Annotated in this window: 13 protein-coding genes and 1 pseudogene; 9 read left to right on the top strand and 5 right to left on the bottom strand. The window is 65.2% G+C overall.

Features of this window, described 5'->3' with window-relative positions:
- The first annotated feature begins 348 nt into the window (after positions 1-348).
- The 6 genes from THITH_RS15005 (at position 349) to tnpC (ending at position 5,868) form a co-directional block, all read left to right on the top strand.
- The gene (locus THITH_RS15005) at positions 349-687 is read left to right on the top strand and encodes a hypothetical protein (RefSeq protein ID WP_025367614.1); all 339 of its coding nucleotides are present in this window, start codon (positions 349-351) and stop codon (positions 685-687) included.
- A gap of 83 nt (positions 688-770) precedes the next feature.
- A complete protein-coding gene (locus THITH_RS15000) occupies positions 771-1,814 on the top strand; it encodes a hypothetical protein (RefSeq protein WP_006746994.1) in 1,044 nt (347 codons plus the stop codon).
- A gap of 432 nt (positions 1,815-2,246) precedes the next feature.
- Positions 2,247-3,161, top strand: coding sequence for a pirin family protein (locus THITH_RS14995; protein WP_051418842.1), 915 nt, complete (start codon positions 2,247-2,249; stop codon positions 3,159-3,161).
- Positions 3,162-3,454: 293 nt separating this feature from the next.
- Positions 3,455-3,793, top strand: a complete 339-nt coding sequence (tnpA, locus tag THITH_RS14990; RefSeq protein ID WP_006745999.1) for an IS66 family insertion sequence element accessory protein TnpA — start codon at positions 3,455-3,457, stop codon at positions 3,791-3,793.
- Complete coding sequence (gene tnpB, locus THITH_RS14985; RefSeq protein ID WP_006746000.1) at positions 3,790-4,143, top strand: IS66 family insertion sequence element accessory protein TnpB; 354 nt, start codon at positions 3,790-3,792, stop codon at positions 4,141-4,143. Before tnpA ends, tnpB begins: the two co-directional genes overlap by 4 nt.
- Positions 4,144-4,191: 48 nt before the next feature.
- Positions 4,192-5,868: an IS66 family transposase gene (gene tnpC, locus THITH_RS14980; RefSeq protein ID WP_006746001.1), complete on the top strand. Its 1,677-nt coding sequence runs from the start codon at positions 4,192-4,194 to the stop codon at positions 5,866-5,868.
- Here tnpC and THITH_RS14975 read toward each other — a convergent pair.
- Both THITH_RS14975 and THITH_RS14970 read right to left on the bottom strand, forming a co-directional pair.
- A complete protein-coding gene (locus THITH_RS14975; RefSeq protein WP_006746996.1) occupies positions 5,828-6,514 on the bottom strand; it encodes a YkgJ family cysteine cluster protein in 687 nt (228 codons plus the stop codon). The genes tnpC and THITH_RS14975 overlap by 41 nt on opposite strands.
- A gap of 109 nt (positions 6,515-6,623) precedes the next feature.
- A complete protein-coding gene (locus THITH_RS14970; protein WP_006746997.1) occupies positions 6,624-6,932 on the bottom strand; it encodes a hypothetical protein in 309 nt (102 codons plus the stop codon).
- Positions 6,933-7,320: 388 nt separating this feature from the next.
- On the opposite strand from THITH_RS14970, the gene THITH_RS14965 reads away from it, so the two are divergent.
- Both THITH_RS14965 and THITH_RS14960 read left to right on the top strand, forming a co-directional pair.
- Positions 7,321-7,899, top strand: a complete 579-nt coding sequence (locus tag THITH_RS14965; protein ID WP_006746998.1) for a TetR/AcrR family transcriptional regulator — start codon at positions 7,321-7,323, stop codon at positions 7,897-7,899.
- A 350-nt stretch (positions 7,900-8,249) separates the two neighbouring features.
- A complete protein-coding gene (locus tag THITH_RS14960) occupies positions 8,250-8,675 on the top strand; it encodes a cupin domain-containing protein (RefSeq protein WP_084222718.1) in 426 nt (141 codons plus the stop codon).
- 54 nt (positions 8,676-8,729) lie between these two features.
- Here THITH_RS14960 and argA read toward each other — a convergent pair whose 3' ends face one another.
- The 3 genes and pseudogenes from argA to THITH_RS14950 form a co-directional block, all read right to left on the bottom strand.
- Positions 8,730-10,052 carry an amino-acid N-acetyltransferase gene (gene argA / locus THITH_RS14955; protein ID WP_006747000.1) on the bottom strand — a complete coding sequence of 441 codons (1,323 nt, stop codon included), beginning with the start codon at positions 10,050-10,052 and terminating at the stop codon, positions 8,730-8,732.
- 382 nt (positions 10,053-10,434) lie between these two features.
- A pseudogene (locus THITH_RS19445) lies at positions 10,435-10,637 on the bottom strand (hypothetical protein).
- Positions 10,638-10,685: 48 nt separating this feature from the next.
- Complete coding sequence (locus THITH_RS14950; protein WP_006747001.1) at positions 10,686-11,045, bottom strand: TusE/DsrC/DsvC family sulfur relay protein; 360 nt, start codon at positions 11,043-11,045, stop codon at positions 10,686-10,688.
- Positions 11,046-11,173: 128 nt separating this feature from the next.
- Between THITH_RS14950 and THITH_RS14945 the strand changes: the two genes are divergently transcribed.
- Positions 11,174-12,118 carry a LysR substrate-binding domain-containing protein gene (locus tag THITH_RS14945; RefSeq protein WP_006747002.1) on the top strand — a complete coding sequence of 315 codons (945 nt, stop codon included), beginning with the start codon at positions 11,174-11,176 and terminating at the stop codon, positions 12,116-12,118.
- Positions 12,119-12,122: the final 4 nt, after the last annotated feature.

Below are 12,122 nucleotides of genomic sequence, written 5' to 3'. Positions count from 1 at the left end.
GGTTACTAGCTTGCGACCCGGAGCCGCCGATGACGCCCCGCTCGCGAACGCCTCGTTACCCCCATACTTCGGAAGCCCGGGAACCTCGATCATGGGCTGGGCTTCGATGAACGCGACGACCGGATCTCCGACCTGGTGGTGCGCCTCCAGCCGCACGTCCTTAGTCTGGACTTTGCAGTCAGGGTGGCCACAGTTTAGAGGCTCTTGCGAGCATCGCGATGCGGTTTCTTCGCGATTGAGCGCATGGGTTAGATCTGTGTGGCCTACTCACCATTGTCCGGCCGAGCAAGAGGCCTGCTCCAGTCATTTCGGGCATTCTCTAGACGCAGGATCCGTATGGATCGAGTAATGCTGTACATCGCTTCGGGATTCATCTCCGTGGCGACCTTTCTGTCTTTGTTTGTGGTGGGGCGCCTTTATCGGGCGCTCCGCCTCCAGCATCCCGCAGTGTATGCGGAGCTTGGGTCACCTACGGTCTTCCGGAAGCGAGGAAGAAAAGAAAATCCGGATCCCTATGATACTTTGTTGCTGCGGTTCGTCTACGCAAAAAGGCATCAAGCGCTCGATGACGTGAGGGTGCGGAGGCTGGGCGATTTCCTGTATTGGTTCTGGCCCTTCTGTGTGGTGGTGCTTGTTCTCTTGTTCATGCTTAGTGTGGCATCAATGGTTTTTCGATACGCAACATGACGAAAGTGGTACGGCATGGCTCACGTCGCTTGCGCGATCCGACCTTTTTCGTGGGTCATGCCCGTTGACAAGGAGGTTGCTTGATGAGGCTGTTGATCTATGTGTTTTCCGGGCTATTGATGCTCTTGGGCGTGATTGGTTTCTTGCCGTCCCCCAACGATGTGCATGATCCTGCTTTATCGGCTTCGGAGAAAGTCTTGGGTGGCATACTGGTCGCATGGGGTGGTGCGCTCGCCTGGTCTTGCAGGGTGAATTATCGAGGCGGACTGGCTACAGCAGGCGGTGCGTTCTTGTTGGGCTGTGGGGTTTATGTTTCTCTCGTCCCGTTCTTCATGGATGCTTCGCAAACGCAGGCGAGTGCCGGCGTGAAGCTGGCTGCGGCATTGCTGTTTCTCGTGCCAGCGGTTGCTCTGCTTGCGTTGGGTCACCGGATCCATCTAAGGAGGTCAATTGCCGCCCGGGAACAGACGGTGTTTCTGGGCACTGAGAGTCCGGCCGATAAGCCCGCGGCGAGTCTGGAGGGCAAAGAACCCGCGCTATCGAGAGGCACTGCAGGAACATTTCTGGATGCTTTGGTGGAAAAATCTTTCATGAGGGGTCCGCACGGCGAGGAGCTCTACCATCCTTATGGAATCTTCTTTAGAGGCCGGGTGGTTTCCGGCCCTGAGCACAAGGCCCGGATCATCAAACAACAAAAGGATTTCATCAAATTTGGGCTGCCTGTTGCTTTGATCTATGGATTGTGGATGGGGCTGCGGGGGCCTTCGTGGGTCGATCTGTTCGTGCTGACGGCGGTCGTTGCCCTGATGCAATGGAGGCAGGGGCGTTTGGTTCGAGGCTTGCCAGTCTGTGAGAGACGACCCAGCAGGCATGAGGTGGTCAGTCATATCGGGCGTTTCTATCCGCGCTGGTTGAATCAGCTCATGATCCTGAACGGTGCCTTGTTGATGGCGATGGCTGCGGCGATGCCGTGGCTGTTGGGGCGTTCTTTCGCGGAGATCACCGAACTCGTGGCCATTGGCGCCGGGTTGGGAGCGGCCTGTGCGCTCCTGGGGGTTTTGTTACTTCGAGCGGGAAAGTCCGGGACAGACACCGCAATACATAAGAAGGTGGGTGGTGACGAATAACCCATCTTGTGCTCCTGCGTTTCCGGACGGGACGCCATGAACCGCCGTTGTCCTGGTTGCGAGACCGATCTCCGACACTGATAGGTGCCGACCCAGGGGTTAGGAGACGCGCCTGTGAAATTGCTGTACCCAAGAGGAAGGGTCACGCGGAAGCGCGTTGCAGTTTGCCCGGCATCCGCATCAGGTCCACTTCTGCGCCACGCTGGCCAGACTGCGCGCGCTTCTTCCAATCGCGAATCGGGCCCGGTAAGAGCTGTCGGCATGGGCGCGATGACGATGCGCGGTCCGGTGCACACCCGCAGACGGCAGGGCGTTGCGAGAGGCTCCGGAGGGATTCGCCCCGGGTAGCTCGGCTATGATCACGGTCCAGCGAAGTGTGCCCAAACGAAGGGGGGCGGCGAGCTCCCGGCCATCATGGAGGCAGACATGACGATGCGCGATACGGATCGAAGGGGCGAGCACGGCCGCGGCTCGACCGATGGTGAGGGGGCAGTGGAGATGCTGCTGCAACCGCAGGAAAGGGATCTCGGCGGGTTTTCGGTGCGCAGGTTGCTGCCGAGCGCGAAACGCACGATGGTCGGCCCCTGGATCTTCTTCGATCACATCGGGCCGGCCGACTTCCCGCCAGGGGAGGGCATCACGGTGCGGCCGCACCCGCACATCAACCTCGCCACGGTGACCTACCTGTTCGAAGGCGAGATTCTGCACCCCGATTCGCTCGGCAGCCTGCAGCCGATCGTGCCCGGCGACATCAACCTCATGGTCGCCGGGCGTGGGATCGTGCATTCCGAGCGCGAACGGCCGGAGGTCACCGGTACCGCGCACCGGCTGCACGGCCTGCAACTTTGGCTGGCGTTGCCCGAGGCAGACGAGGAGACCGAGCCAGCCTTCCACCACTACCCGGGTTCCGACATTCCCATGTGCACGGTTGATGGCGTGCCGCTTCGGGTGATGATGGGCTCCGCCTTCGGTTTGACCTCGCCGGTGAGAACCTTCGCTGACACCCTCTACGTCGAAGCACACCTGAAGGCAGGCCAGTGTCTGGCCCTTCCCGAGGCTCCGGAGCGCGCGCTGTATGTGGTCAGCGGCGCATTGCGCCTTGGTGGCAGACCCCTGCCCGAGCACTCGATGGCGATCCTATCCCCAACGGCGAGCGTTGCCATGGAAGCCGATAGCGATTCCCGCGTCGCCCTGATCGGCGGCGAGCCACTGGGTAAGCGGTTCATCGACTGGAACTTTGTCTCGAGCCGCAAGGAACGTATCGACCAGGCAAGAGCCGATTGGCGTGCAAAACGCTATCCCTTGGTGCCGGGTGACGAGAAGGAATTCATCCCTCTACCCGATTGACTGGAGGCGACACTCAGGCGGCGCACGTGGTCGAACAGCCTGCCGAGAACCATGCTGGCGTGCCACGTCTGATCGACGACGCGTTTGGCCCATTCGAAGTATTCACGCTTGCCCTCCCGTGACCAGTCGGCCGGAGGGGTGGACGCGATGCCCCGGAGGTTGGCGATTCTGTCTGCGAGTGGGCCTTGCCGGTTAGCGGTTTGCCAGTAAGCGTCCTGCGAAATACGTTCTTCCGCCGCCCCGGCGGCCTCCGGATGATAGCCGCCAGTCCAGGATAACCGGAGGGCGGGATCATGTGGGGCGTGCGGCGCAGTCGGCAGGAGTGGGAGCGGCTGGTGCGGGGCTGGGAGCGCAGCGGTCTGTCGCAGCAGGCGTACTGTGAGCGGCGCGGGATTTCGGTGGCCAGCCTGCAGCGCTGGCGGCGACTGCTGGCGCCGGAGCCCCGGACCGAGTCGCCGGTGGCGGCCCCGGTGCCGGAGTTCGTGCCGGTCACCCTGGTCGATGACGCGCCCGGGACGCGGGCTGCCGATCTGACGCTGGTGCTGGCCGGTGGTCTGCGTCTGGAGATCGGGCCGGGGTGTTCGGCCGAGACGCTGCAGCGGGTGCTGGGTGTGCTGCGGGAGCGCGCATGATCGCCTTGGACGCGCACACCAAGGTGTATCTGGCGCGCGGCCACACCGACATGCGCTGCCAGATCGACGGTCTCGCGGCGCGGGTCGAGGACGTGCTGCAGGCGGATCCGTTTTCCTCGCACCTGTTCGTGTTCTGCAACCGGGCGCGGGACAAGATCAAGGTGCTGGTGTGGTACCGGAACGGCTTCTGGCTGTGGTACCGGCGCCTGGAGAAGCAGCGCTTCTGGTGGCCGGCGGGCACCGAGCAGAGTTCGGTTGAACTGTCGGTGCGCGAACTGCAGTGGTTGCTGGAGGGCCTGGATCCGACCGCCGTGCAGGGCCATCTCAAGGCGTCTTTTTCTCTGCTTTAGTCGCTGATTCTGCAGCGTTATTGGCTGGGTTTTGGTAAACTTCCGGGTATGCCCGAAGCCGCTCAGAAGCTCCCCAAGGACCCCGCGGAGCTGCACGCGATCATCGCCCGGATGGCGGCCGAGAAGGTCGCGCGGGAACAGCGCTTCGAGGCCGAGTTGCAGGCACGCGATGCAGAACTTCGGGTGCGGAACGAGACCATCGATAAGCTCGACCGCAAGATCGAGCTCCTCCTGGAGCGCCTGGATCTGCTGCGCCACCAGCGCTTCGGACCGAAGGCGGATCGCGTCGCGCGGGAGCAGCTCGCGCTCTTTGACGAAGCCGAGCTGAACGTCCTGATCGAGGAACTGGACGCCCAGATCGCCGAAGCCAAGGCGCCGCCACGCTCGGAACGTACCGAACCCAAGAAGCAGACCCCGAAGCGCAAGCCGCTGCCGGCGCACCTGCCGCGGGTGGAGCGCATCCTGGACCTGTCCGAGGCGGAACAGGCGGCGCTCGCCGAGACCCACGTGCGGATCGGCTTCGACGAGTCCGAGCAGCTGGGGGTGCTGCCCAAGCAGTACTACGTGATCAAGATCAAGCGCGCCAAGTACGCGCCGATCCACGCCGACGTACCCGGCGCCGAGGCGGGGCTGCGGATCGCACCCCGCCCGGCGCAGATCCTGCCGAAAGCCATCGCGCACAGTTCGCTGCTCGCGGAGGTGGTTACGGGCAAGTTCGTCGATGGCCTGCCGCTGTACCGCCAGGAGAAGGTCTTCGCCCGCGAGGGCATCGAGCTCTCCCGCCAGACCCTGTCCGGCTGGATCGTACAACTGGCCACCCCGCTCGCCCCGGTGCTGGCCGCTTTGAAGCAGCACCTGACCCAAGGCCCGGTGCTGCAGATCGACGAGACCCCGGTGCAGGTGCTCGATGAACCGGGCCGGGCCAACACCACCAAGTCCTATATGTGGGTCTACCGCGGTGGGCCGTCTGGAAGACCAGTGATCTGGTTCCAGTACGCCCCGAGCCGCAGCGGCGAGGTGCCGATCGACTTCCTGTTCCCGGAAGGAGACGGCCGGCCTCCGGAACTCCGGTTCTATCTGCAGACGGATGGCTATGCGGGCTATCACGCGCTGGCAGAGAAAGAGGGCATCCGGGGCCACATGGGGTGCTGGGCCCACGTCCGGCGCAAGGCCGTCGAGGCGGCCAACAGTCGAACCAAGACCGGGGCCGCGCATGCCTTCGTGGCCTTGATCGGCAAGCTCTACGAGGTCGAGCGCCGGATCCGCGGCACGGCCCCGGAACACCGCCACGCGGTGCGGCGGGAACAGTCGCAGCCGATCCTGGATGAGATCCAGGCCTGGCTCGACGACAAGGCGCAGAAGGTGCTGCCCAAGGGCCTGCTGGGCGAGGCGATCCAGTATGCCCGCAGGCAGTGGCCGATCCTGATCACGTTCCTGCAGGACGGTCACCTCGAGATCGACAACAATCTGGCCGAGAACGCGATCCGGCCATTCGCCCTGGGGCGCAAGGCGTGGCTGTTCAGCGGCAGCCCGCGCGGTGCCGAGGCCAGTGCGATGCTCTACACCCTGGTGGAGACGGCGAAGGCCAACGGCCTGGAGCCGCGCGCCTACCTGCATTACCTGTTCGAGACCCTGCCGGCGGTGACCACCCCGGGCGGCATCGCGGCCCTGCTGCCGCATCGGCTCACGCCCGAGGATCTGAAAATCCCGGCGCCGGAACTGTAAGCGGAGAACCCGGGGTTCCCCGGACGCTTACGTTTGCCAGCAGCAGGCCGCAACGCGCGGCAAGGATGGCGACGTGGTGTTCGGCACGTTCCTCCAGCGTTTCCGGCGGGGTTTCCCCGCGACGCCGGCAGTCGGCATCGACCGTGGTTTCCAGGTCCAGCAGGTCCATGCGGCCGAGGGCCGACAGCCCATCCGGCGGCAGAACAGCGAGGCGGAGGTACAGCGCATAGTAGGCGTCGGCTGCGGCCATGAAAGGCGGGGCACCTTGTTGGGCCAGGTAGTCGGACACGCGACCGTCCTCCCCGAACAGCCCTTCGGACCGGGGGTGCGGGGTTACCCGCACGAAGCGTTCCCCCGTGGGATTCACGATCCGTCCGAGCGGGTACAGCCGGCAGACGAGCGGGCGATGCCGATGGACGGTACAACCCTCCGGCCCGAGCAGCACGCAGGTCCCGTCCGGCTGCTGCCGCAGATGGACACCGTCGACGGTGAACCGCTCGATCAGTTCCACGACCGGCAGTTCGGCTGCGAGCGCGAGCCGCGCCAACTCGTATGGGTTCAGCTGGATCTTCTTGTCGCGGCAGCAGCGGCTGCAAGCCTTGCACCGGTAGGAGAAGCTCGAAGCCCGGGACAGCGGGTCGGTCATGTGCTGTACCGTAGGGGTGCGGGCTCAGCGAGGCGCCGAGAACGCGCGTATCGGATGCAAACCGGCCCGCCCGATCGCGAGTCTGCGCTGACCGGGCGACCCTTGAGCGTCAACGATCCAGCTTGAGCTGGTGGGGTTCGCGCGTCGGCGAATACTCCCATTTGATTTGGTTCGACTCCCGCGCTGGCACGGGATCGACTCTCTGGTGGGGGTATGTGGGAGCGCCGGTTCCGATCACATCATCGATCTTGATCTGACGCGAATCCGGGGACGGAATCCCTGTCTGGGCCACTTGCGACGGTCCTTGCGCCGTTGTCTCCAGACCTGGCGCCACGGCCGCCTGCGCTGTCGAGACCCCGATTCCGGCTCCCAGGAGCGCCAGTACCGCCGTCATGCCTTGCGCGGTCTTTCCATTCATCGTCAGATCCCTGGCCCGGTGGTGAAGAATCCCGGAATATAGCGGCATCGGCACAGAGTGGAAACCCCAATCCCCGCTCGTATGCCGGGCGACGGGCATTCGGAGCCAAGCCTGCCATCAAGAACCGCAGATGCTAGGCAAGCACTCCTGCCGGCCGGCAGGAGCGATCAAGGGTGGTTAACCGCCGTCCACCCGCCAGAGTCCGGCCTGGGCGGCGTGCCGGATGCGTTGGGCGCCCCCAGGGCGCCACCCCCCGGGACCAAGGCCCGTTCACCGGCCCGGCCGCGCGGTCGCCGGCGTTGACGGGCTGTTCATGGGTTGCCCGTCTTGACACCGCTGTCTCGGGGTCTAGGCTCTTGAGTAGACCGTTCTGTCTAATTGAGTACCCATGGCATCGACCACCAAACAACGCCTGCTCGACACCGGCCTGGCCATGCTGCTGAAGCACGGCTACCACGATCTGGGCATCCAGGCCTTGCTCGAGGCGACGCATGTCCCGAAGGGCTCGTTTTACCATCACTTCACCAACAAGGAAGATTTCGCGCTGCAGGTGATCGACGAGTACATGCGCGAAGTGCACGAGGGCCTGGCTGCCAGCCTTGGCAATCCCCGGTTATCACCCCTCCAGCGGGCACGCACCTTCTTCGAGCTGTCCCGCGATAAGTACCGGCGGGAAGGCTACATGGGGTGCCTGCTGGGCGGTCTTGGCCAGGAACTGGCGGGCGTCAGCGAGGGCTTCCGGCGCAGGATCCAAGGCTGCTTCGCGGCGATCGTCGATCGCCTGACGGCTTGCCTGGAGGAGGCGAGGGAGCAGGGCGAGATCGATCCGCAGGCCGATCCGCGGGAACTCGCGGACCTGCTGCTCGATTGCTGGGAGGGGGCCGCACTGCGCAGCCGACTGACACGCGATCCCGCGCCGCTGAACGCGATGCTCGACTTCTACTTCGGCGCGGTCGTCGCCCGCTGACCGGTGTCGTTTTGTTCGAAATCTAAACAGACCAGTCTAATCCAACCTCCGCAGAGCCTAGCGATTTCACCTGGCGCGGGGACACGTCAAACCACCAGATCGAGGAGGAAAACAACATGGACCGCTCGAAAAACGCGACCACCCGCCCGGCTCTCGACCGGCTTCGGAACTGGGTGATGCCCGACGTTCGGTCTGCCGCGTCGCTTGGCCGTTGCCGCAGGCATGATCCATACCAGAGCCACGACGTGGCCCAAGACCGCGAGGCGGCCGGTATCAGGGGTCTCGTCACCGGGAAGGCCAGGCGCGGGAACAACGGGGAGCGCCGTTGTCTCATTGCCCTCGCGGCCCTCATGTCGCTGCTTCTGGGCGCTGGCGTCGCCTCGGCCCAGGGCGCTGGGGACCAGCAAGCGTTCATCTGGACCGCTGACGACCCTGATCTCGAATGGGGTCCCTGTCCCGACTTCATGCCCGATGGCTGTGGCCTTGCGGTGCTTCAGGGCGACCCGGCCGCGCATAATGCGGATGTCTTCTTCAAGCTGCCCGGCGGCTCCACGGCTCCCCATCACTGGCACACTTCCGCGGAGAGAATGGTACTGACCTCTGGGGAAATGGTGGTGGATTATGACGGCCAGGACCCCGTGACCCTGAGGCCGGGAACCTACGCCTACGGCCCGGCCCGACTGCCGCACATCACCCACTGCGTGTCGACCGAGCCATGCGTGCTGTTCATCGCCTTTGAAGAACCTGTCGACGCACTGCCGACCGAACAGCATTGATCGGTCTTGGACTCGCCCCCTGCCCGAGGGGGCGAGCCGGGGCATCGGCGCCTGTCAGCCCAGCGCCTTCACGAGCACCTTCGAGTTGCGCGCCTGGTTGTACAGCGCCTGTCGCGCTGGCGGGAGGTCGGTGATCTGCCCCTCGCGATACCCGCGTTCCTGGAACCACTGCTGGGTGCGGGTCGTCAGTACGAACACTTGCCGGTGGCCGCGCCGCCAGGCCAGCGTTTCCACATGTTCGAGGATCTGGTCGCCGCGCCCGCCGCCGCGATATTCCGGGTGCAAGGCCAGGCAGGCGATCTCGGCCGCCTTGGTTTCGGGGAACGTGTATAGCGCCGCAGTACCGATGATCAAACCGTCGGCGTCCAGCACGCGGAAACAGTCGATCTCGAGCTCGAGGTGCTCGCGCGAGCGTCGCACCAGAATCCCCTCGCTCTCCAGCGGCTGGATCAAGTCGAAGATCCCGCCGACGTCGTCGAGGGTCGCGGCGCGCAGCCGTTCCACCGGCTCGCGGCTGACCAGCGTGCCGATACCCTGGCGCGAGAACAGCTCGATCAGCAGGCCGCCGTCGATGTGCCGGTCGACCAGGTGCACGCGCAGGTCGTGCACCGTGCAGACATCGACCGCGCTGCGCAGGTGGGCCGCGAGTTCCTCGGGCAACCCGGAATCGGTGGTCAGCAGGCGTTCGGCCGCTGACACCGTCAGCTGCGTTAGCATCTCGCGCTGGCGGTCGCGCAGCGGTCCGGCCTCGGTCAGGAACACCAGCTTGTCCGCCTTCAGCGCGACCGCGACCTGCGTCGCGACGTCCTCGCCGGACAGGTTGAACACCTCGCCGGTCGGCGAGTAGCCGAGCGGCGACAGCAATACGATCTGGCCCTCGTCGAGCAGGCGAACGATGCCGGGCGCATCCACGCGGCGCACTTCTCCGGTGAACTGGAAGTCGACGCCTTCGCGGACCCCGAGCGGGCGCGCGGTGACGAAATTGCCGCTGGCGACCCGCAGCCGTGCGCCGGCGATGCCGGGGTTGCCGAGGTTGCGCGACAGCAGGCCTTCGATGTGCAGCCGCAGCCGGCCTACCGCGTCGCAGACCGCTTCGAGCGCAGCGGCGTCGGTCACGCGCAGGCCGGCGGCGTAGCGCGGCGTCAATCCCCGCTCGCGCAGCCTTGCCTCGATTTGCGGCCGGGCCCCGTGTACCAACACCACGCGAGTGCCCAAGGCCTGCAGCTGCGCGATATCGCGCAACAGCGTCGGGAACTCCAAAGCCTGAGCGGCCTCGCCCGCGATCGCGATGACCATGGTCCGGTCGCGGTGCGCAACGATGTACGGCACCGCCGCACGGAACCAGTCGAGTCCGATCTGTTGCTGCTCGGTTTCCATTGCCTCCAGTCCGCCGCCGCGCGGCCCCGACAAAGGGCATCACACCCTGCAGGGGCCGCGCGTGTAGCTCGAAAGCTGAATCATGAGTATGGATCCCCGATCCCGCAAGCGGCTCGACCTGGAAGCGCACCGCTTCAGGGCTGTACCGTTTGCGCCCTCCACTGTAGCGCGAGTCTTCCAGGGTCGAAGCGCAGTCAGTCCCGAGAGGGCGTTCGTTCATCCAGGGTGCTGGGCCGTTCGCCCGAGCGTTGGCGGGCCACGCAGAACCTGCACGATCTTTGGCGCGCAAGGAAAACGGTGAACCTGGACGGCATGGAGCGGGTTCATTTCGACCCACCCGGCGACGGGATTCAGCCGAGGTGCTGATCCGTGCGGCGGGTCTCTACTCACTGCCATGGCCAGCGGCTACCCCCGATGATGCAAGAGGCGTGGGCGTAGGGCGGAAAAGGCCGAAGGCCGTCATCCGCCATTCCCACGCCGGGGTTGCCACAGGCGCCGGGGAGGCGCGAACGCCGAGCGGCGGATGACGCTGCGCTTTTCCGCCCTACGGGTCGCCAGGGACACGAGACAGGCCGTGACTTTCACGTTAACCAGAACGGACCCATACCCGGACCCGGCGGCTGGCGCGGCCGCTCAATCGAGATAGGTCTTGGCCTCCTCGCCGGGGTTCGGCAGGCCGGCGATCCGCCAGACCGGCAGGCAGCCGCCGAAGAGGTCGTAGATTTCGTCGCGTGACATGCCAGTGGCCTTGCAGACACGCCGCATTCCGGGCATCCCGCCCAGCTCCAGGTAGCGTTCGCGCACATGGTGCAGCAGTTTCCAGTGCCGTTCGTCCAATGGTCCCACGCCTTCGCGCCGGGCGATGCGCTCGGCCAGTGCCTCGTTCCAGTGGTCGTGGTCGACGACGAATCCATCCTCGTCGAACAGGGTGCCGGGTTCCGCGAACAGCTGCGAGTGGGGTCTGGGCGGGGAGGGTTCCGGGGTTCTCAGCATGGTGATGCCTCCATGGGGCCTGGGTCGTGGTGGCGGCGGATCATGCCGCTGCGCCATGAGATGGAGTATTGACCCGTCTGTATATCAAGTAAAATAATGAAGCATGCGTTTATATCGTCAATCGTGATATGGAGCTCCGGCAACTCCGTTCCCTGGTGACGCTGGCCGACAGTGGATTCAGCGTCAGCCGTGCGGCGCAGCAGCTGCACCTGGTCCAGCCCGCGGTTTCGCAGCACCTGCGGCTGCTGGAGGCGGCGCTGGGAACCCCGTTGTTCCTGCGCCATGGCAAGCGGTTGGTGGGTCTGACCGAGGCGGGGCAGCAGGTGCTGCGGCACGCCCGCAGCGTGCTGGCCGAGGTCGGGAACATCGTGGCCGTGGGGCGCGACCATGTCGAGGAAGCCCGCGGCGTGCTGCGCATCGGCACCACGCATACTCAGGCCCGCTACGTGCTGCCGCCGGTGCTGATCGCCTTCAAGCGGGCGTACCCCGAGGTCGAGGTGCAAATCCACCAGGGCACGCCGGCGCAGTTGGTCGAGATGGCGCTGGCGGATCGCGTGGACCTGGCCGTCTGTACCGAGGCGGTCGGCGAGCACGACGCCCTGATCACCCTGCCATCGTATCGCTGGAACCGCTGCCTGATCACGACCCCGGGGCATCCGCTGTTGCAGCGACGACCGATCTCGCTCGGGGCGCTCTGCGAATACCCGATGATCACCTACGTGTTCGGGTTCACGGGCAGGACCAGCCTCAGCCAGACGTTCGCCAAGGTGGGCCTGCACCCCCGGGTAGTGCTGAGTGCGGCAGACGCCGACGTGATCAAGACCTACGTGCGTTCCGGAATGGGGATCGGGATCATCGCCGATCTCGCGTTCCATACGGAACACGACCGCGACCTCGAGCGACGCGATCTGAGCCACCTGTTCCCGTGGGAAGTCACCCGGGTTGCGTACCCGAGGGGCAAGTATGTGCGCCGGTTCCAGCAGCGGTTCATCGACCTGTTCCAACAGCAGGCCGACCGCATCGGCCGGGGATGGGGTGCGGGCAGGCTGGGGGCAGTCGTCGCAGAGCCCTGAGCCT

This window comes from Thioalkalivibrio paradoxus ARh 1 (assembly GCF_000227685.2).
Classification (GTDB): Bacteria; Pseudomonadota; Gammaproteobacteria; order Ectothiorhodospirales; family Ectothiorhodospiraceae; genus Thioalkalivibrio; species Thioalkalivibrio paradoxus.
This window is presented reverse-complemented; position numbering and strand designations above follow the sequence as displayed.

Coding starts and splice junctions, on each gene's coding strand:
- THITH_RS15005 (WP_025367614.1), top strand. CDS start 349: ATGCTGTACATCGCTTCGGGATTCATCTCCGTGGCGACCTTTCTGTCT.
- THITH_RS15000 (WP_006746994.1), top strand. CDS start 771: ATGAGGCTGTTGATCTATGTGTTTTCCGGGCTATTGATGCTCTTGGGC.
- THITH_RS14995 (WP_051418842.1), top strand. CDS start 2,247: ATGCGCGATACGGATCGAAGGGGCGAGCACGGCCGCGGCTCGACCGAT.
- tnpA (WP_006745999.1), top strand. CDS start 3,455: ATGTGGGGCGTGCGGCGCAGTCGGCAGGAGTGGGAGCGGCTGGTGCGG.
- tnpB (WP_006746000.1), top strand. CDS start 3,790: ATGATCGCCTTGGACGCGCACACCAAGGTGTATCTGGCGCGCGGCCAC.
- tnpC (WP_006746001.1), top strand. CDS start 4,192: ATGCCCGAAGCCGCTCAGAAGCTCCCCAAGGACCCCGCGGAGCTGCAC.
- THITH_RS14975 (WP_006746996.1), bottom strand. CDS start 6,514: ATGACCGACCCGCTGTCCCGGGCTTCGAGCTTCTCCTACCGGTGCAAG.
- THITH_RS14970 (WP_006746997.1), bottom strand. CDS start 6,932: ATGAATGGAAAGACCGCGCAAGGCATGACGGCGGTACTGGCGCTCCTG.
- THITH_RS14965 (WP_006746998.1), top strand. CDS start 7,321: ATGGCATCGACCACCAAACAACGCCTGCTCGACACCGGCCTGGCCATG.
- THITH_RS14960 (WP_084222718.1), top strand. CDS start 8,250: ATGTCGCTGCTTCTGGGCGCTGGCGTCGCCTCGGCCCAGGGCGCTGGG.
- argA (WP_006747000.1), bottom strand. CDS start 10,052: ATGGAAACCGAGCAGCAACAGATCGGACTCGACTGGTTCCGTGCGGCG.
- THITH_RS14950 (WP_006747001.1), bottom strand. CDS start 11,045: ATGCTGAGAACCCCGGAACCCTCCCCGCCCAGACCCCACTCGCAGCTG.
- THITH_RS14945 (WP_006747002.1), top strand. CDS start 11,174: ATGGAGCTCCGGCAACTCCGTTCCCTGGTGACGCTGGCCGACAGTGGA.